Source organism: Paenibacillus sp. FSL R10-2734 (assembly GCF_037963865.1).
Classification (GTDB): domain Bacteria; phylum Bacillota; class Bacilli; order Paenibacillales; family Paenibacillaceae; genus Paenibacillus_AQ.
In genome coordinates, this window is record NZ_CP150170.1 from 1,637,336 (window position 1) to 1,658,057 (window position 20,722).

The window sequence follows — 20,722 nt, forward strand, 5'->3', positions numbered from 1 at the left end:
GAAAAACTCAATTGATTCCTCAAAGATCTCCAAAGAACATTGTTGGAAAACGTATGAGAAATATTGGGCTCGAACCTGTATTGTTTTCCACCTTTAATACTGTATTTATGGTATGTCTAGTTATAGTTACCTTATATCCGTTCCTGAATACTATAGCAGTCTCCTTGAATGCTGGGAATGATACCATCCGTGGCGGTATTTATCTATGGCCTAGAGAGTGGACCATACAAAACTACAAAGCCGTGTTTGCCTCTGGCACAATTATTCCTGCTTTTTGGATTTCGGTAGCACGAACAGTGTTATCTACGATCCTGAATCTATTTCTTACCACCATGCTTGCGTATACGTTAAGCCGGAAGGAATATGTTTTCCGCAAGCAGATTACCTTTGTATTCGTCCTTACCATGTATTTTAATGCGGGTCTGATTCCAAACTATTTCCTCATTAAGGATCTTCATTTACTCAATTCGTTTTGGGTATATGTAATACCGACTATGGTAAGTGCATTTAATATGATCGTCATTCGCACTTATATTGGTTCCTTACATGAAAGTCTTATGGAATCTGCAAGAATTGACGGTGCCGGAGAATTCAAGATTTTTATGAAAGTAGTTCTTCCTTTGTGTAAACCTGTTCTTGCTACAATTGCCCTTTTTGTCGCAGTAGGTGCATGGAACGCATGGTTTGATGCTTTTATCTATACCTCGTCCCGCCAGAATTTGAGCACATTGCAGTATGAATTGATGAAGTTGATATCCTCTAGTATGAATGCCAATGGTAACCCTAGTGTAGCTAACGGGGCAGGAATGACGGCGGATTCGGTAAGAGACCAGGTTACCCCAATTTCCATACGAGCAGCTGTTACTATTGTTGCTTCAGTTCCAATTTTGCTAGTCTACCCATTCATGCAAAAGTATTTTGTAGTTGGTATGAACGTAGGAAGCGTAAAGGAGTAAACAGGATGGAGTCTTCAATCACATACGCGAATCCGATACTTCCAGGCTTCTATCCCGATCCAAGTATCACTCGGGCAGGGGATGACTACTATTTAGTGTGTAGCTCTTTTGAATATTTTCCTGGGGTACCAATATTTCATAGTCAGGATTTAATTCACTGGACACAGATAGGTCATGTCCTAGATCGTATAAGTCAACTAGATACACGTAAAAGCAAGAGCTCTGGAGGGATATTTGCCCCAACTATCCGGTATCATGAAGGAACGTTTTACATGATAACGACCGAAGTACACGGGAAAGGGAACTTCTATGTTACGGCTACGGACCCTGCGGGTCCGTGGTCAGATCCGATTAGCATCCCTTATGGAGGCATTGACCCTTCTCTAATGTTTGATGAGGATGGAAAGGTATATGTCACCACGCAGCAGGGTGCAGATTATGATTCTCATGTCATTCAATATGAAATTGATATTGCGACGGGGAGGGCATTAACGAAGCCTGCTGTCATCTGGACCGGAGATGGTGGGCCTTGGACGGAAGGGCCGCATTTGTACCGAATAAATGGACTGTATTATATCATGAGTGCTTCAGGAGGAACGGCTAAAGAACATCGCGAGATCATTGGCCGTAGTTCCTCACCATACGGACCCTTTGAACCATTGCCGCATCCGATACTGACCCATAGCCGTACAGAGAATGCGATTCAATATTTAGGGCATGCCGATTTGATTGAAGATCAGAACGGGGATTGGTGGGCCGTATTTCTCGGAGTACGACTGGTGGAATCCAAGTATACCGTGCTTGGGCGGGAGACTTTTCTAGCTCCTGTTAGCTGGAACGAAGACGGATGGCCCATGATCGATAATAACGAAGACACCGTAGGACTGGAAATGAAGGTTCCGCGTGTACCTGGCTCATCGCCTAAACCTGCTTCTAATGGACGATATGATTTTGATGATGAAGTATTGCCGTTCGCAATGACCTTTCTGCGTAATCCGGCTGAGGGAAGCTGGTCTCTAAATGAACGTCCGGGCTGGTTATCTCTTCGGGGTCAACCTGAAGGTCTCAGTGATATCGGGCAGATGGCCTTTATAGGAAGAAGGCAGCAGTATACTTCAGCAGAATGGAGTGCACTACTGGATTTCAACCCTTCCGTAGACGGTGAGGAGGCTGGACTTTGCGCTAGATTGGATGAGCATGCACATTATGAAATTTCTCTATCGCAAAGAAAAGGAAAAAGGGTTATCGCAGCTCGTTTAACCATTGATGGAACCGCACATGTAGCGGCAGAGGTTCCAACTACTGCTGGGCATCTGTATCTGAAAATTCGGGCGGAGCTAACGGAATATGGCTTACTTTATTCTACGGATGGGCAGGAATGGATCGAGCTATCTTCAGCACCAGCATATCCACTATCCCCTCAAGCTGTGCGTGGGAACGGATTTACGGGTGTCCTTATTGGCCTTTATGCGACAGGTCATGGCAAAGTGGCTGAGGTACCCGCCTACTTTGATTGGTTCGACTATCGTTCATCATGAGTCGAATGCTAAATATATGTGCGTTTGTAGGGAGGGAACTTGATGAGACAAGCTAGCGATTTTACAGAGCCTGCACTAAAGACAGTGTTCTTAGAGGATTTCAAGATTGGTGCAGCCGTCAACCCATTAACGATACAATCACAGGAGCACTTACTTGCCTATCATTTCAACAGCATTACCGCTGAGAATGAGATGAAGTTTGAAAGTCTACATCCGTTGGAGGATATTTATAACTTTGGGGCGGCAGACCAGCTGGTTGCCTTCGCCCGGAAACATCAGATGGCGATGCGCGGACATACCTTGATCTGGCACAATCAGACTACGGATTGGCTGTTCGAGGATAAGAATGGGGGACCTGTAAGCAAAGAGGCTTTGCTTGCACGAGTTAAGTCACATATTCAAACTGTGGTAGGGCGTTACAAGGAAGATATTTATGCTTGGGATGTTGTAAATGAGGTAATCGCTGATGAAGGAGAAGAGCTTCTTCGTCAGTCGAAGTGGTTGGATATTGTCGGGCCGGATTTTATCGCCAAGGCGTTTGAATTCGCCCATGAAGTTGATCCGAAGGCTTTGTTATTCTACAACGACTATAACGAATCTCATCCACAAAAGCGTGACAAAATTTATCAATTGGTAAAGTCGCTGCTGGATCAGGGTGTGCCAATTCACGGCGTCGGATTGCAAGCACACTGGAATTTATACGATCCGAGCCTAGATGATATTCGTGCAGCGATTGAGAAATATGCATCCTTAGGACTTCAGCTCCAACTGACAGAGCTAGATGTATCCATGTTCCGTTTCGATGATAAACGTATGGATTTAAAGGCAGCGCCGGCTGATTTGCTTGAACTGCAGGCAGACCGATATGAAGCGATGTTCGCATTGCTGAGAGAATACCGCGACGTGATTAGCTCCGTTACGTTCTGGGGAGCAGCGGATGACTATACTTGGCTGGATGATTTCCCTGTTCGTGGACGGAAGAACTGGCCATTTCTATTCGATGAGGGCCATCATCCAAAACTAGCCTTCCACCGACTGATCACCTCTGCTACAAAATCATAGAGCGGCCAAGCTGCTCAAATAGTGAACCATGAACCCGTCCTTATATTTATTTAAGGGCGGGTTATTATAATATTGATAGGTTAGGAGATTGGATCTCAAAGGGAGGATTACAGTGAACCTCACAATTAGAACGATACTGGAAGAGTTAATGGGAACTGTGGAACAGATAGATGGAACTGTGGATACGCTTAAGCCTGGGAATCCAGAAACTGAGATAACAGGGATTGTTACGGCGTTCTGCGCTACGCAATATGTTGTGGAACGCGCGATGGCTATGGGAGCCAACTTGCTGATTACGCATGAGGGTGTGTTTTATAACCATCATGAGCCATGCGAGTGGTTAGATGGTGATCCTGTGTACCGCGGAAAACTAAGTTTGATCGAGCGTTCCGAAGTAGCTATTTTTCGTTATCATGATTATTGGCATCGGCATAAACCGGATGGGATCATGGTGGGCTTGCTGCGAGAGCTTGAGTGGTCAGCCTATGTGGATGAGCAGCAACCTGCTGCTACGATCCTAACGATTCCTGCCATGACAATAAGTGAAGCGGCTCAGTATATAAAAAGAAAGCTAGGCATTCCCTATGTACGTGTTGCCGGCGACTTATCTCAGACATGCAGACATGTGGGGATTTTAGTAGGTTACAGAGGGGGCGGAACGATGGCTATTCCTCTTTTTAATCAACATAATCTTGATTTAATTATTGCTGGTGAAGGACCCGAGTGGGAAACTCCGGAATATGTGAGGGATGCAGTCCACCAAGGCAGATTAAAAGCGCTGATTATGTTAGGCCATGCGGAGAGTGAAGCTCCAGGGATGAAATATTTAGCTGAAATCCTCGCAGAGAAATACCCAATGATTCCTACCTTTTTCATTGCTGAACAACCGATCTATCAGCTGGTTTAACTCGTCGAAATCAAAACCGAAGAATAAATTTGCATATTATGGAGAAAATGATTGGAAACCAGGTCACTGAGAAAGGAGTGTTTCAATGGAAATTCCTTTGGAGGCTGATGAAGTGTTAAGTCGGATCAAAAAGCTGCAAACCGACGGAAGCTCGATCAGCAAAAAACAAGTAAAGCAAAGCGATCCTGATCTTATGAGAAGTGCGCTGTTCTTTTATCCAAGCTGGGAGCATGCATTGAAAAACGCCGATCTTTTGTAGCCGCATGATTCTATGAAGGAGCCGAGTGGTTCAGAGATGGTTCTCTGATAACCGCTTGGCTTTTTCGCTTGGTTCAGCACGTTTTTCTTAAAAAAAACGAGTAAACAAGAGAAAAAGAGAGAGAAAATGACGAGTATATGCAATATGAAATGAAAAGTACTACATTCTACTTTATTTTGGCTAGATCGCTCCTTTACAAGCAACCTTACACGGAGTATGATTCATGACATAACCGATAATTACATATGAAATCCGCTTAATTTCCGTTCAGGAAAGCGGGGGAACCAACAACTGGGAATCGATGTTACAGTCGGTACTAGTTATGGGGTGAATCCTGTTCCTGGTGCATAGTAATGCATCCATGCAGGTAGGGCAACTCTCACTGCCCGAATCCGACAGCTAACCTCGTAAGCGTATGGAGAGAGGATGAATGGCGTATTTCACGATGAATAGCCACAGAGAATCCCTCTGTGGTTTTTTGCTGCGTTCAAAAGCAGATATAGTTATTGGATCTATTTATGAAAGAGGTGTTACCTTTGCCTATTGCTAAACTGAATGGAACTTCACTCTATTATGAAATCAATGGTACAGGGACTCCGGTTGTTTTTATCCACGGTCATGGATTGACACATAGTATGTTCAAGCCTCAGCTGGAGTATTTTTCTGATAAATATAAAGTGATTCTGTGCGATTTACGGGGGAATGGAAAGTCAGGTGAGCTGCTGCAGGCCCCAAACGAGATTATTGAAACTCAATGTCTAGATCTAATTATGCTATTGAATGATTTGGGCATCCGCGAAGCGGTTTTTGTGGGAATTGCTTACGGTGGTCTGGTCGTTCAACATATTGCGAAACAATATCCTGAGCGGGTAAAAGCGATTGTCGTTGTGGATAGCTTCTGTAGAAGTCAGGCGTCAACGATTATAGGTAAAATCCAGCTTATGGCTGCTTATTGTAGTTGGCTAATGTATTACGCCCCAAGTGAGCTGATCCTGCCTTCGATTCGTATGATGTATCGGGAGCGCTGGAACCTGGCCTATAACGAGATTAGAAGAGGACTTCTCGACAAACGTCCACGGGAATTGTACCGGCAAAGGCTGGCTACGAGCCATGTGGATTACACTAGATGCTTAAAGACTTTTAAGCGTCCCGCGTTATGTATTGTGGGTGACTTCAGTGAATTCGGAGTCAATTGTATGAAGGATGTGGTGTCTCAGCTGCCTCAAGCTCAGTTAGCGATTATTCCTAACGCATTAGATCCTAGTAATCTGTGTCAGCCGGAGAAATTTAATGCTATTCTTCAGCGGTTTTTGGAGAAGCAGCAGGGAACTCAGCAGATTAGTTGATCTATTAGAGTAAATTGGAGTAAACATTGAAGAATGCATAAACGCGTCGGCGTCTTTAGATGGACGGCTAGCGTTTAAGCGAGAAATAAGGGCGTCCCATAGCCGGGGGGAATGAACTGGCTGCGGGGCGTTCTTTTGTATGGAATTATAGGGAGGATTTCCCTAAAGCATTGGATATCAAACTAAAAGCTGGCTCAAAGGTAGTCAATACTACGGATGAGCCAGCCTTTATTCTACTTCTACTCGCATGAATGTTGAGAATTTACAAGAACAGTACACCTACAATGCCACTTAAAATCCCTAACCCTACGACTGAGCCAAATACGAACCAGATCACCCGACGTGGGAAGGAACGATACACCATAAGCATAGAAGGCAAGCTTATGGAGGGAAGCGTGACAAGCAGCGCACCTGCAGCTCCTGTACCGAGACCAAAGGAAAGAAAGGTTCCGATAATAGGGATTTCAGCCGCGGTTGGAATGACAAACAGTGTGCCGGCAATGGCGAAAATAATAATAGCAAGAATGCCATTCGTAATGCCCTCCCCAAGAACAGGGAACATCCAAGCCCGTGCTGCACCTAGCAGAAGAACAGTAATGATATAGGCGGGTACCACCGTTATCAGCATGGAACCAGCACTTTTTAACCAGCGAATAATTAGTGATCCATCAGGATCGACTGTCTTGCTCACGGTTTCATCTATCGTTTGCGGAACGGAGGAGTCTTCAGCAAACTTATTCGCGAAATGACTAACCGCAAAGGTTAGGATTAAGCCAAACACTACACGCATCAATGTGAACTTCCAAGAGAGAACGAAGGTCATGAAGATCAACGTAGCCGGATTGAGCACAGGATTGCCTAACCAGAAGGCCAAGCTAGCACCAATTGAGACGTTCTTTTTACGTAAGCCTACGGCAATCGGAGCAGCACAGCAGGTGCACATCATTCCCGGTAAAGAAGCGATTCCGCCTAGAGCGGTGCTTTTGAAATTTGCCTTACCCAGCATGTTGAGCAGCCATTTGGACGGAAGTAGTACTTGGATCAAGGAGCCTAACAATATCCCAAGAACAGCTGCTTTCCATACGGATTTGAAATACGTCAGGGCATAATCCCAAGCACTCTGAAAGGATGGATCAGGCGCATTTGCTTGGTCTCCGGTCAAAATCGAAGAGCCGATGGAATGCTCCGTCGCAGCTATGGTTGCTTTCTGAGAATAAGGCCACCATTTGACATAGGACAGACCCGCTACAGCTATGAACACGAAGATAAGCACCAACAGCACTGCCTTAAAATGCGCAGGACGCTTGGTGCTGAGAGAAGAATCATTAGAAACAGCTGACATAACTCTGAATAACCTCCAAGTAAAAAATATCAAGGTTCCCATTATAGCATAATGAAATCAAAGCGCTAGCTTTGTATTTTGTACATTGCTGTCTACTGATGTAAGATTAAAGATATTCGACATTAACTATTTAAAGGAGCTGAGTCATGATGTCTCAAGCCGAAACCATAAAATTGACTTCATTATCTTCAAAAGGGGGCTGCGGCTGCAAAATCGGTCCCGCCGATCTCATGCAGGTTATTCGCAGTTTGCCACCAACGGTACCTAACCCCGATCTACTTGTAGGTCTGGATACCAGTGATGATGCTGGTGTGTACCGTTTAAGCGATGAACTAGCGTTAGTACAAACGGTTGATTTTTTCACGCCGATCGTGGACGACCCTTATTCCTTTGGTCAAATTGCAGCAGCCAATGCGTTAAGTGATATTTATGCTATGGGTGGAAAGCCGCTTACGGTGCTTAATATTGTGGCCTTCCCTATTTCTGTTCTGGACAAAAGCATTCTCGGTGATATTTTGCGCGGTGCAGCTGATAAAGTGCAGGAAGCAGGAGCGACACTTGTAGGCGGACATTCGATTGATGATAAAGAGCCCAAGTTTGGATTGGCCGTTACAGGCCTTGTGCATCCGGATAAAGTAAGAACGAATGCAGGTGCACAGGTGGGGGATAAACTGATTTTGACAAAACCTATCGGTGTGGGCATCTTAACTACTTCTATTAAAAAGGATCAGTTATCTCCAGAAGAAACCACACGCCTTACCACAGTAATGTCTACATTAAATAAAAAAGCGGCTGAAATCATGGAGCCTTATGATGTACATGCTTGTACAGATGTTACCGGATTTGGGCTGCTGGGACATGCCTCGGAAATGGCCAAAGGGAGCAATCACGGACTGATTATTCGTCAAAGTGATGTACCGATGCTGCCAAGAGTAAGAGAGCTTGCGGAACAGGGATTTGTTCCAGGAGGTACTAAGAATAACTTTGCCCATTTGGAGGGCAGCATTCTTTATCCGGAAGAAATGGACCAATTGAGCCGTTATATACTGTGTGATGCTGTGACTTCAGGCGGACTACTGATTTCTGTTGCTCCTGAACAAAGTGAAGCTTTGTTAAAAGAGTTAGTAGATGCAGGCGTTGAAGCGGCGTTGATCGGAGAGGTAACAGAAGACCATCCGGGTCAGATTGCAGTTATAGCTGCGCAATAACAAAACCTAAGAAGTTAGTCACCAGAGGAGAGAGTGCATTGTTTCAGGATATTACACTGGAAGAACTAAGAGTGCTAAAGAATAAGAAGCAGATCACCGTTATCGACGTTCGATCTCCTTCTGAATATAAAGATTCGACATTGCCGGATAGTCTGAACATTCCTTTTTTTGATGATGAGGAACGCGCTGAAGTAGGAACTTTGTATAAACAGACTAGTGTGCAGGCTGCGAAAGAACGAGGCTTGGAAATTGCTGCGGCAAAGCTACCTTCCTTTGTCAAAGAATTCGCTGCGATTCAAGGGGACAAGGCTGTGTTCTGCTGGAGGGGTGGTATGCGGAGCCGTACAACTGCGACCGTTCTTTCTTTAATGGATATTCACGCTTATCGACTGATTGGCGGTTACAAAGCTTATCGCAAATGGGTGCTCGATGAACTGGAGTCCTATGAATTCAAGGCGAAGTCCTATGTGATTCACGGAAATACGGGTACAGGCAAAACAAACCTACTACACCGCCTGAAGGCACAAAGCTATCCAGTTCTGGATTTGGAAGGGATGGCGGGTCATCGTGGTTCTATCTTTGGTGAAATCGGACTTCATGCAAACAATCAAAAGACGTTCGATAGTCTTCTTTTAGAGGCGTTAATTAAGCTTGGGGATTCACCATATGTACTGTTTGAAGCGGAGAGCAAAAAGATTGGTAAGGTAGTGATGCCCCCATTCATGGCCGAGCAAAAAGAGCACGGAACGCAGATTTGGATTGAACTACCTTTGCAAGCTAGAGTGCAACAAATCCTTGAGGATTACCGACCAGAAGAATATAAGGAGCAGTGCATTTCAGCCTTTCGCAGTATTAAATCCCGAATTCATATTCCTATTGCGGCAGAAATCGAGCGGTGCTTACAAGCTGATTTGTTCGGGGAGGCTGTGGCGTTGCTGTTAGAATACTACTATGATCCTAAATACGATTACACGTCTACTCAGTATGAAGGCATTGAGAGAGTTACCTTTAAGGTGAATAATCTGGATGAAGCTGAGGCTGCGGTGCGCTCTTTTTTGGCCAGTAGTAATACAGAGGTTTAAAGGGGGATTAGCGTATAAATGATCTATTTAGACTATAACGCTACAACGCCTGTAGATAAGGAAGTAGCAGAGGCGATGATTCCATATCTTTATGGTCATTACGGGAATCCCTCAAGCAGTCATTCTTTGGGGCAAGAAGCTAAATTCGGAATCGAGCGAGCAAGAACACAGGTGGCAGATTTCCTCCATTGTGCGCCGGGTGAGGTGCTTTTTACAAGCGGGGGTAGCGAATCGAATAACACTGTCATAAAGGGAGTTGCCCAAACTTATAGACATAAAGGTAATCACATTATACTGTCTGCTATAGAGCATCCGGCGGTGATTAAACCATGTCAGTATCTGGAGCAGTTGGGCTACACGATTACTTATGTTCCTGTTGACTCGTATGGAATGGTGCATGTAGACGATGTGAAAAAGCAGCTCACAGACCAAACCATTCTGGTCTCCATTATGCACTCTAATAACGAAACAGGTACGATCCAGCCGATCAAGGAAATAGCCGAGGTCTGCCACGAACGGGGTGTTTTTGTTCATACCGATGCTTCACAATCCGCTGGAAAAGTAGTGCTCGATGTGGCTGATTTAGGAGTGGATTTTCTAACGCTGGCAGGCCATAAATTATATGCGCCAAAAGGTATTGGAGCACTTTATATCCGCGATGGCATTCACATTGAACCTTTGATTCACGGAGCAGGGCATGAGCAGGGGAGAAGAGCGGGGACCGAAAATACACCCTACATAATTGGATTAGGAAAAGCTTGTGAGCTTGCTGCGGACTCCGCTTCTATGGAGCGTGTAAAGCAGGTTGCAGATTATTTCTATGATAAACTGCAGGAGGCTTTTGGCGACAGGATTCACCTGAACGGTCATAAGCACAAGCGATTACCCAATACCCTTAATATTAGTTTTCTTGGAGCAGTGGGTCACGAAGTGATTGCTTCGCTAGAAGATGTGGCTGCCTCAACAGGCTCAGCTTGTCATTCTGGAGAAACATTAATTTCGCCTGTTTTAAAGGCTATGAATGTCTCAGCAAGTATTGGGCAGGGAGCGGTTCGATTTAGTGTTGGACGGTATACGACTATAGCGGAGATCGATGAGGTAATCGTTAAGTTAAAAGAGTATTTGTTGTGAGTAGATTCCCGGGGATGGAGTAGTTAATGACGACTCGTGTGATTCCAGGGATGGAGTAGCTAATGGCGAACACTTGCGATTCCCGGGGATGGAGTAGCTAATGACGACTAGTGTGATTCCCAGGGAATAGACTTGCTATCGGAATCAGGCGTTCTTATTTGCAGTATTCTCCTCTTTTTGGAATGCTATCGGACCCCAGAGGCGTTATTTGCACAAAAAAGACGTAGTTGGCACCCATTTTTGCTCAATAACGTCTTTCCGGTCCGAAAATCCTTCTTTGAGGCGATAAATGAACGAATAGCGGTATCTGAGTCCGAAAGATCAAGAAATTTTAAATCGCATATTACTATAAAAGCATCTGCCACTCCTTAGATGGAATGGCAGGTGCTTTTGTTTGTATTAGTGACTATACAATAGTAAAGCCTGCACTTGCATAACCAGCAATTGTATTTACAAGGCTAAAGCCTGAAGCAGTGGCTGAAAACACCATGAGAAGACGTGTCTGCGCTGTTACAGGAAAATCAATACCGAATGTAGCTCCGCTGACAAAAGTCCCTAGATTAATTGTACCTTCGATAGCTGGAAGTGGTACTATGGCCCCTGGAATAGGAGTGAATGTGTTATTGGGTAGAGTAGATTGGAACAATTGTGCTGTCACAATTACCGAAGTACCAATAAGTGATAAAGCTAAGGTATTACTGAAGTAAGCGGAAATGGAAGTAATCACTCCCGAACGAGGAACTGACATTGCAAAGTTGATAAGAGGTCCAAGAGCAGTGCCTGTCAAATCTATATTACCGCCAACAAGAGAAATTCCTGTGGCTGAACTTCCGAAGCCTACAAGGCTTGTTGTTCCAACCAAACCACCTAAAATCGTGGTCATAATGATAGGGCCTCCAGATGCCAGCGGAATGATTGCGCCATTACCTGTAGCCCCAGTAACGCCAGTAACACCAGTAACACCCGTCGCTCCAGCGAGCCCCGCCGTACCAGTTGCGCCTGTCGCTCCAGCGAGCCCCGCCGTACCCGTTGCGCCTGTCGCTCCAGCGAGCCCCGCCGTACCCGTTGCGCCTGTCGCTCCAGCGAGCCCCGCCGTACCCGTCGCGCCTGTCGCTCCAGCGAGCCCCGCCGTACCCGTTGCGCCTGTCGCTCCAGCGAGCCCGGCCGTACCCGTCGCGCCCGTCGCTCCAGCCAGCCCAGCCGTACCCGTCGCGCCTGTCGCTCCAGCGAGCCCGGCCGTACCAGTTGCGCCTGTCGCTCCAGCCAGCCCGGCTGTACCCGTTGCGCCTGTCGCTCCAGCGAGCCCGGCTGTACCCGTCGCACCCGTCGCTCCAGCGAGCCCCGCCGTACCCGTCGCGCCTGTCGCTCCAGCGAGCCCCGCCGTACCAGTTGCGCCTGTCGCTCCAGCGAGCCCGGCCGTACCAGTTGCGCCTGTCGCTCCAGCGAGCCCGGCTGTACCCGTCGCACCCGTCGCTCCAGCGAGCCCCGCCGTACCCGTTGCACCAGTCGCCCCAGCAGTACCCGCTGTACCAGTCGCACCAGTCGCTCCAGCGATACCCGCAGAGCCAGTCGCGCCAGTCGGTCCAGCGAGCCCCGCAGTGCCAGTCGCACCAGTTGCACCTCCGCCTGGGCCAGCCGGTCCTTGTATACCTTGTGACCCAGTCGCACCAGTCGCGCCTGTCCCACCAACACCATATTCCCCTTGAGGTCCCTGAGGTCCTTGTGCTCCGGTAGCGCCAGTAGCTCCACCAGCAATTAGTAAGTAATCTGGCGAATTGCCTGGTATTCCTATGGGGCTAGCAACCGTAGCTATATAGGTGCTTCCATTGAGGGTTACTACTTGACCCGCTGGATAAAAAGGACTTTGTGCGGGATTAAAGACTACAATACCTTGCAGCCCTGCACCTGTGGATCCCTGAGGTCCTTGAGGTCCTTGAGGCCCTTGGGGTCCCTGAAGCCCTTGAAGCCCTTGAAGCCCTTGAGGACCCTGAGGCCCAGTCGAACCCTTAATAGGTAAGCCAAGCGCTTGTGAAATAGAAGCTTGAATATGCCGGATCTGAACAACTAACTGATCTTTGCAACTAGCTTCAATCTTCGTGGCGAGAATAAAAGATAATAACTCGGCCAATAGTTGTTGAAGATTGGTGCCAACGCTTATGACTGAGAAGGGGCTGACTTCAGTAGCTACAATGGTTATTTCTACTACAGATAGAAGCTCCGTTCTAAAAGGGCTGCATATCTTAGCCTCATGCAAGAATTCCATGAGTTCTCTTAACACTCTTTGAAGATTGGTAATATGAAGTGTTGTAGGATTCGTAAGTGCGGGAGGTACTACTGTAGAGAGCTCAGTGACTATTTTTAATAGAGCGTTACACTCCCTTTTTCTAACAGGACTGCTTATCCTCCCTTGCTTGTTTAGGATAATGTCACCTTTAAATGGTCTATGATTATGATCCGGCATGTTTCTGTATCTCCTCCTTGAGCTTCTCCTCTTCATTCCTTTAAAAATTGGGAACCTGCCCAATTAGCATATTCTGAGAAGCGGAAGTCGTTACAATAATCGAGCCGAAGTCGTTCTAAATGAAGCGAATACAAACAAGGTTCAGCCTTCTGTTTGATCAAGGGTATTGGAGCGCCGGTATTCTATCGGTGTGATGCTGAAGTTGCGTTTGAACATCCGATGGAGATAAGAACTGCTGGTGAACCCGGTTATTTCAGCTATGTCCGAAACGGATAGATCGCTCTCTGTCAGAAGGCGACATACTTCCTGCATCCGTAAATCCATGATGACATCCACAATAGCTGTCATGGTCTGCTGCTTATAAAGACGGCTGACATATATGGGTGTCAGGCTAAGTTCATCGGCAATCTGGTTTAGGCTTAGGCTAGGATCCATGTAAGATTGAGTGATTTTATGGTTAATTTGGCGGATCAGATCGCTTTGCTTGAAGCTACGCTTATCCGCCTGGAATTCCTGAATATCGTCGAAAAGTTGGTAAAAAGCTTCCACAAGCTCATCCATCGTCTCGTAACTCTCAAGTGAAGGTATCTTGAGCATACCTTCTACAGATGTATTGCTGAGCTTTTCGATATTGTCGACGATTCTTTTAATCGTTAGGGTTACTCTGGATAGCGTCAGTTCCAGTACATGATAGGGATATTGCTCCATTACGCGCACGATATCGAAGAAATGGCTGCGGGCCTCGTCTGGTCTAGCATTCGTAAGAGCATCGACCAGCTTCTTCTCGCTGTCAGCCGGATAAGAGTAGAGGTTATACTGTAATTCACTAATCTTCTCGGCGTTAATCAGGCATCCATGTCCATAAAAAAGTCTATGTTTAGAAGCTTCTTTGGCCTGACTGTAGATTTGGTTCAGTAGTTCCGGATTATCACTAACGGGACTGTACACGAGCGACAGTCCGATCTTTAGATAATCGCAGCAAGCCACATGGATTTGTCGCAGCAGCACCTCGATCAATTCCGTATCGAGAGGTTCAGCGGACGTTATACTGCTAAGTAACATAACTACACTGTCGTCGTTCATATCTACGCTTTCCACTTGGTAAGTCTGACCGCATATTTCCGTGGCAATATTCATGATGGCGAACTTGTATGGCAATAGATAAGAACCTCGCTCTTTTCGCAAGGTATTGTATTCATCAATACGCAGCAATACAAGCCGATAGCCCTCGTTTAAGCTGAAAGTAACACTTAGTTGTTCATAATCACTTGATCGGCTGCTGCGGGGAGATTTTATACCGAGAACAAGATTACGTAATGAATTCTGTCTAATCGTAAACATACTGTTGCGCTTATCAGCTTCAAGGCTATTCATTCGGCTTACGATGGAATCAATGGGAAGATAGAGTCGTTTGGATAGCAATCTAGAAATGACAAGTCCGAACAATAGAATGATCAAAGAAATCAGTAACGTTGTATTACGGATTTGGTTGGTTTGTTCTGTGATTACATCATAAGGTGTAATTCGAACATACTGCCAGCCAAGCGAATCTGGTGAAGTATAGGACACTAGTGATTTTTGACCTTTAAAAGGAGCTATGAAATAACCTGCGGAGCGGGCTTTAACTTGATTCTCTATCCAGCTGCTTTCATCCCCTGAGAGTTTTTCCAATGTCAGCTTGTTCCCCGATAGAAACCGACCTTGGTCATCTAGGAGATAAGTGCTACCACTACCGGTGGTATTGCTGTTAGCTAGTTCCTTGTTTATCCAAGCCGCCGATATATTAACTATAACAGCAGAATTGATGGAGCGGTCCCAATTGATCGCATCATAGCAGAGATAAGTATAGACGGAGATCGCCTCTGACTTGGGTTCACCGATGGAGTAGGTACGCGGGATGGGAGTAAATGTTTTGTAATCCTGATAATGATTCAACACCTGTATGATTTCAGTGTCCTCTAATTCCCGTGTGGTGTACACACCGTTCTGCCCTTGCGCTGCCGAGATATATACCGTGTCATTATTCGGATTATAAACATAGATGGATTCAATGTACGGCATAGAATTCAGATAGTTGTGGAGATCTGACATCGCAGCCGTAACCTCATAAATGGAGGGCTTGTTATAGAACAACAGATGGGAAATAGTTCTAGTTCGATATAGTTGAAATGAAAGCGTTTGCGCCACTTCGGCCATATTGACTACCTTCTTGCCAGTCTGAGTCAGATCTCTTAGATCCGAGCGGAAGGTCTGTGTCTTCTCTACCCCGATATAGTACGTATAGTAGACAAAAGTAGAGACAAGAAGGGTTAACGATATGCAAAGGGTTATGGTGGTGAGCAGCTTGTCGTACAGTAGTCTTTTTCTTCGTAGAGCATTATTCTTCATACCGTCCCCCTGATCATCATATGACTTCCTTGAGAAAAGCTCTGGGTGAATTCACCTTATGAATTTCTTTTATTATAAGTCGCCAAGAGTGAACAGAACAGTGGAGTAACCTTAGAATGTTGCATTTTTCTATCTGCAGGGAGTGAACAAACTAAATATTTGTGTACATAACAGCATTTTATACAAGAATTAGTAAGCCTTAATCGGAAATAGACAAGCTTTGAAGTCTATCGAAGGCCCTTGATTACTTTTACATAAATACCCCAATTGTCCAATCCTTGTTTCGCAAGTTTGTGCAATAAGGCATGTAAGCTTCACTTCTATGTTCAGGAGAATCTCCCTATAGTGGAATTATGCAGTTTTAATATTAAGGGAGTGAGAGATCTTGAGCCAAACCTCATCCAAAGGAATCTCAACCGTCGAACTTGGTATCCAGGCTGATGGTAGAGCACGCTTACGAACGAGAAGAAAGAAGAAAGGATTTCTATATGAACTGTTGCACAATCGGGTGATGTTCCTGATGCTGCTGCCCACCTTGATCTTTTTCTTGGTGAATTCCTATTTTCCAATGGTAGGTATTTATTATGCGTTCACTCAATTTGACTTCAACAGCAGTATGTTTAATTCCAAGTTCGTCGGCTTGCAGAATTTCGAGTTTCTCTGGAGATCTGGCACATTGGTGAAGCTGACGATGAACACGATAGGTTATAACATCGCTTTTATTGTCCTTGGGAATGTGCTGGCGATTGCTTGTGCGATCCTCTTAAGTGAACTGAATGGAAAATGGTTTAAAAAGATTAGCCAATCGGTGATGTTTCTGCCATACTTCGTATCCTTCGTCATTCTAAGTGTTATTGTCTACAACCTATTCAACTATGACAGCGGTTTCTTGAATACAATGCTAACGCAATTTGGAATCGATCCGGTAGATGTCTACAGCAAACCCTGGGCTTGGATCTTTCTAATTATTATCTTCTATCTCTGGAAGAATCTCGGCTACAGCATGGTCATCTATCTGGCGGCGATTACGGGCATCAGTGATGAATATTATGAAGCGGCTAAGATCGATGGTGCTAATATTTTTCAACGGATTTGGTATATTACGGTGCCGATGCTGAAGTCTACCTTTGTGGTGCTGTTGCTCTTTGCGCTCGGCAGTATTATGAAGGGTCAATTTGATCTGTTTTATCAATTAATAGGTAATAACGGGCTACTCTACAATACGACGGATATTCTCGATACGTATGTCTATCGTTCTCTTAAAGTAACGTTTGATGTGGGGATGGCTACTGCTGCCGGAGTCTATCAATCCTTGTTCGGTTTTATCCTCATCATGACGGTCAACTATATTATTCGCAAAATAAACGATGACTACGCCCTGTTCTAGGAGGACAAGACATGCAAATTCAAAAGGATAAATATACCCGGATGCTTCATGCAATCGCCTATGTGGTCATCATTGGACTGTCGGTTGCTTGCCTGCTACCATTTCTGCTGATTATTTCCGCATCATTAACCAGCAATGAATCCATTATCCGCGATGGCTATCATCTGATTCCGAAGCAGTTCTCTCTTGAGGGCTACAAGACGGTATTCATCTTCCCGGATGAAGTGCTGCGTGCTTACACGGTCACCATTATCTCCACAGTGGTTGGGACCACATTAGGGCTCTTCTTTATGACAATGGCCGGTTACGTTCTGGCCCGCAAGGATTTCAAATACCGTAATACCTTCTCCTTCTATATATACTTTACGACTTTGTTTGGTGGGGGACTTGTTCCGTGGTACATCATGATTACCAAGTATCTCGGCCTGCTGGATTCCTATGCTGTACTAGTGCTGCCAGGACTGATGACACCCTTCTTGATTATTCTAATGAAGAACTTCATTAAATCAGCAGTCCCCGAGGAGTTGTTCGATTCCGGAAAAATTGACGGGGCCGGTGATTTCAGAATCTACTGGCAGATTGTGCTCAAGCTCTCCATGCCGGGGATCGCTACAGTTGGATTGTTCCTTGCACTGTATTACTGGAATGACTGGTTCACATCTTCACTGTTCATCAATGATACCCATAAATATCAGCTGCAGTTCTATCTGTACAATGTTATCAATTCAGCGCAGTTCATTGCACAGATGGGTGCTGGAACTGGGGTGTCGCTGGCTACGGAGGTCCCTGCTGAGTCTACAAAAATGGCGATGGCGATTGTTGTGACTGGACCGATTCTATTTCTGTACCCGTTCGTTCAGCGTTACTTTGTCAAAGGGTTGACTATCGGAGCTGTAAAAGGTTAGAACCGCAACCTTGCCCCTAACCAGGCTTAGGTAAAGTCGGCTAACATAGAAGCATAGTGAAAAGGGAGGATTCAGATGAACAAACTACGAGGCAAAAGCATGTCTATTCTGCTTACGTCAGTACTGAGCTTGACTCTGCTGGCGGGCTGTGGGGGAAATTCCAATTCTGCGAACAAGGAGAATGCAGCAGTAAAAGAGAGCAACAACGGGGGGAATACAGCCAAGAGTACCAACGTTGGGACAGAGGAGAAAACGGGCCTGGATACATCTAAGAAGGTTGAACTGCAATTCTATATGCTGGGCGATGCCCCTAAGGATCTTTCGAGCATTGAAGCGGAAATTAACAAGATGGCTGAAGAGGATCTGAATGCTACCGTTAAATTCAACTATACAACTTGGACAGATTGGGATCAGAAGTACAAATTGCTGCTGTCCTCTGGTCAATCGATTGATTTGATCTTTACTGCGGACTGGACACAGTATCAAGCTTACGCTAAAAAAGGAGCTTTTTTGGCTATCGATGATCTGCTGCCGACGGCTGCCCCAACGCTCCAGCAATTTGTACCGCAGGATATGTGGGAGGCAGTTAAGATTAATGGTAAGATTTACACCGTACCCGCGACTTATAAGGAATATGTAACGAATGGTTTTGTATGGCGTGAGGATCTGCGCAAGAAATACAATCTGCCTCAGCCGACAGATTTGGCCAGTTATGAAGCTTATATGGAAGGGATAAAGAAGAATGAACCGAAGATGTTGCCGTTATCTCTTAACAGTAATGTGAGAGAGAATCTGCATGATGCCTACACTTCACTTAACGCGATGGTCGGAGGCCCGTTGCCTTATGGTATCGGAATCAAATACAGTGATCCTTCGAAAGCTTATCAATATTGGGGCTCGGATGAACATAAAGAAGAACTGCTGACCATGAGACGCTGGCAGGAAAAAGGCTTAATCTCTAAAAATGTATTGAACGTGAAGGACACTATTCAGGATCCGCTTATTGTGGGTAAAGCGGCAACTATCTTCGCAGATAACCCGACTCGCTTTAACGATACTCTGATGAAATTGAAAGCTGCACATCCGGATTGGGAGCTGGGTTACTATCCTTATGGTAAAATGATTGGTTACGCCACTCCGGTTCATCCCATTCATAATGGGTTTTCCATTCCTAAGAACAGCAAAAACCCGGAACGTGCATTAGCATTCTATGAGAAGATGGTTATGGATAAACGTTATAATCAGTTGACGCAATACGGTGTTGAAGGAAAAAATTATAAGGTTGATGCAGACGGTTATTATGAGCTTATTGGAGACGCTTCTAAGAACGGTTTCACTCGTGAAGGGATGAATGGCTGGGCATGGCGGAACCCGGAATTTATGATATTCGACAAATCCTATGATGGCGTCAAAGAGATTTTCGCTGAGCTTGATAAGATTCAGAAGCCGGATATCTTCACAGGATTTGCAGAAGATTACACCTCTTATCAGGCTGAAAAAGCGGCGCTGGAGCAGGTAGAGAAACAATACCTGTATCCACTGCAAGCTGGATTGGTAGAGGATGTTGATGCGGGTATAGTCACCTTTATGGAGAAGGCTAAGCAGGCTGGCCTTGAGAAAATCCAAACGGAATATATCAAGCAATGGAATGCTTACGTACAGGAGAAAGGTCTGTAATAAAGAAGAGCAAGGGATGTTCCTTAAGCCGTAAAGGCGGGGGAACATCCTTTTTTATTTCTACTACGAGAAGCGTTGGCGGAATTCCCGCGGAGTGGTTCCCTCTATGCGTACGAAGCTGGAGCTGAAGTAAGGTGCCTGATTGAAGCCGACCTCCTCGGCAATCCGAGCAATCGTGTAACTGGTCTGCATTAGCAACAGTTTACTCTGCTGAATCCGGTAGTGCAGCAGGTAATCCATTGGTGCACAGCCGTACTCCTTTTTCATGCAGCGAGCGATATATACAGGGTGAAAGTTCAGACTCTCCCCAAGCTGCTTTGCTGTGATGTGCTCACGGAAATGATTGCGCAGATAGGATGCAGCTTGCTCTGCACATATTTTGGAAGGAGAGGGGCGTGCATGGTTCAGGGAAGCGGATAGCTGCTGAAGAACCTCTTGGAATAGCAACTGCTGCTGAAATGGAGTATCACTCAAATGGGAATTAGGCACTAATTGATTCAGCTGCGAGAGCAGTTCTTCCATCTTGGACGGTTGTAGCAGAGTGGTATATTGGGGCAGCTGTAAGGTGAAAGTTCGTATATTAAATTCGTCAGAATGAAGAGGGTGCTCTGCTCTTCCGTTTTCTGCCTCTGGTGAAGTAGCCGTAGCCTCAGAGATATTCCAATCACCTACGGTCTGAAAATGCAGCCAATAATAAGAGGTGAGTTCCTTACAGCTGTCCGTACTAAAATGATGGCTATCTGGACGAAGAAGCAGTGCCTGACCTGCCCGTACCTGAAAGCTGAGACCTCCTTCACTCATATATAGGCAGCCCTGCTTGACTACAAGTAAATCGAACACCCTGATATTGTGGCGACTCATATGGTAATGACCTGGTGAGAAGGTGTGCAATCCACTAACGATATAGTAGAGCATTGGCGGGACTGTGAATTTTAAAATATTCATGAGGTACTCCTTTTTATTGAGGTTGGAATAATGAAATTATTGGTTTGAAATCTGTACCATCATCAAAAGTATATCATCTATAATTTAGTCTGACCTAAAGAAATTGGAGGCTGTTTCTCAGGTCCAGT

The 20,722-nt window shown here is 45.4% G+C and carries 16 protein-coding genes and 1 riboswitch; of the genes, 12 read left to right on the forward strand and 4 right to left on the reverse strand.

Annotated elements, in window-relative coordinates:
* The first annotated feature begins 53 nt into the window (after positions 1–53).
* The 6 genes from NSS67_RS07315 to NSS67_RS07340 all read left to right on the forward strand — a co-directional run bounded on the left by NSS67_RS07315 (position 54) and on the right by NSS67_RS07340 (position 6,068).
* Positions 54–956: a carbohydrate ABC transporter permease gene (locus NSS67_RS07315; protein WP_339318937.1), complete on the forward strand. Its 903-nt coding sequence runs from the start codon at positions 54–56 to the stop codon at positions 954–956.
* 5 nt (positions 957–961) lie between these two features.
* The gene (locus tag NSS67_RS07320) at positions 962–2,494 is read left to right on the forward strand and encodes a glycoside hydrolase family 43 protein (RefSeq protein ID WP_339318938.1); all 1,533 of its coding nucleotides are present in this window, start codon (positions 962–964) and stop codon (positions 2,492–2,494) included.
* 42 nt (positions 2,495–2,536) lie between these two features.
* On the forward strand, positions 2,537–3,556 hold the full coding sequence (locus tag NSS67_RS07325) for an endo-1,4-beta-xylanase (protein WP_339318939.1): 1,020 nt from the start codon (positions 2,537–2,539) through the stop codon (positions 3,554–3,556).
* Positions 3,557–3,704: 148 nt separating this feature from the next.
* On the forward strand, positions 3,705–4,463 hold the full coding sequence (locus tag NSS67_RS07330) for a Nif3-like dinuclear metal center hexameric protein (RefSeq protein ID WP_339320527.1): 759 nt from the start codon (positions 3,705–3,707) through the stop codon (positions 4,461–4,463).
* Between the two features lie 85 nt (positions 4,464–4,548).
* On the forward strand, positions 4,549–4,722 hold the full coding sequence (locus NSS67_RS07335) for a hypothetical protein (protein WP_339318940.1): 174 nt from the start codon (positions 4,549–4,551) through the stop codon (positions 4,720–4,722).
* Positions 4,723–4,965: 243 nt separating this feature from the next.
* Positions 4,966–5,152, forward strand: a riboswitch (cyclic di-AMP (ydaO/yuaA leader).
* Between the two features lie 106 nt (positions 5,153–5,258).
* Positions 5,259–6,068: an alpha/beta hydrolase gene (locus NSS67_RS07340; protein WP_339318941.1), complete on the forward strand. Its 810-nt coding sequence runs from the start codon at positions 5,259–5,261 to the stop codon at positions 6,066–6,068.
* Between the two features lie 262 nt (positions 6,069–6,330).
* Here NSS67_RS07340 and NSS67_RS07345 read toward each other — a convergent pair whose 3' ends face one another.
* On the reverse strand, positions 6,331–7,410 hold the full coding sequence (locus tag NSS67_RS07345) for a permease (protein WP_339318942.1): 1,080 nt from the start codon (positions 7,408–7,410) through the stop codon (positions 6,331–6,333).
* 149 nt (positions 7,411–7,559) lie between these two features.
* On the opposite strand from NSS67_RS07345, the gene selD reads away from it, so the two are divergent.
* From selD to NSS67_RS07360, 3 genes are read left to right on the forward strand one after another with little or no spacing between them, the layout of a single operon-like run.
* Positions 7,560–8,618: a selenide, water dikinase SelD gene (selD, locus tag NSS67_RS07350; RefSeq protein WP_339320528.1), complete on the forward strand. Its 1,059-nt coding sequence runs from the start codon at positions 7,560–7,562 to the stop codon at positions 8,616–8,618.
* Between the two features lie 38 nt (positions 8,619–8,656).
* Entirely contained in the window at positions 8,657–9,700 is a 1,044-nt protein-coding gene (gene mnmH / locus NSS67_RS07355) for a tRNA 2-selenouridine(34) synthase MnmH (RefSeq protein ID WP_339318943.1), read from the forward strand.
* A gap of 18 nt (positions 9,701–9,718) precedes the next feature.
* Positions 9,719–10,831 (forward strand): cysteine desulfurase family protein, encoded by a 1,113-nt coding sequence (locus tag NSS67_RS07360; RefSeq protein ID WP_339318944.1) that lies wholly within the window; start codon positions 9,719–9,721, stop codon positions 10,829–10,831.
* 406 nt (positions 10,832–11,237) lie between these two features.
* Here the strand turns inward: NSS67_RS07360 and NSS67_RS07365 are convergent, their stop codons facing one another.
* Both NSS67_RS07365 and NSS67_RS07370 read right to left on the reverse strand, forming a co-directional pair.
* Positions 11,238–13,292, reverse strand: a complete 2,055-nt coding sequence (locus NSS67_RS07365) for an exosporium glycoprotein BclB-related protein (protein WP_339318945.1) — start codon at positions 13,290–13,292, stop codon at positions 11,238–11,240.
* Positions 13,293–13,433: 141 nt separating this feature from the next.
* Positions 13,434–15,680: an AraC family transcriptional regulator gene (locus NSS67_RS07370; RefSeq protein ID WP_339318946.1), complete on the reverse strand. Its 2,247-nt coding sequence runs from the start codon at positions 15,678–15,680 to the stop codon at positions 13,434–13,436.
* A gap of 511 nt (positions 15,681–16,191) precedes the next feature.
* On the opposite strand from NSS67_RS07370, the gene NSS67_RS07375 reads away from it, so the two are divergent.
* The 3 genes from NSS67_RS07375 (at position 16,192) to NSS67_RS07385 (ending at position 19,649) form a co-directional block, all read left to right on the forward strand.
* Positions 16,192–17,067, forward strand: coding sequence for an ABC transporter permease subunit (locus NSS67_RS07375; protein ID WP_339320529.1), 876 nt, complete (start codon positions 16,192–16,194; stop codon positions 17,065–17,067).
* Between the two features lie 11 nt (positions 17,068–17,078).
* A complete protein-coding gene (locus NSS67_RS07380) occupies positions 17,079–17,972 on the forward strand; it encodes a carbohydrate ABC transporter permease (RefSeq protein ID WP_339318947.1) in 894 nt (297 codons plus the stop codon).
* 69 nt (positions 17,973–18,041) lie between these two features.
* Positions 18,042–19,649 carry an extracellular solute-binding protein gene (locus NSS67_RS07385; protein WP_339320530.1) on the forward strand — a complete coding sequence of 536 codons (1,608 nt, stop codon included), beginning with the start codon at positions 18,042–18,044 and terminating at the stop codon, positions 19,647–19,649.
* Positions 19,650–19,712: 63 nt separating this feature from the next.
* Here NSS67_RS07385 and NSS67_RS07390 read toward each other — a convergent pair whose 3' ends face one another.
* Positions 19,713–20,594, reverse strand: coding sequence for an AraC family transcriptional regulator (locus tag NSS67_RS07390; RefSeq protein ID WP_339318948.1), 882 nt, complete (start codon positions 20,592–20,594; stop codon positions 19,713–19,715).
* Between the last annotated feature and the right edge of the window lie 128 nt (positions 20,595–20,722).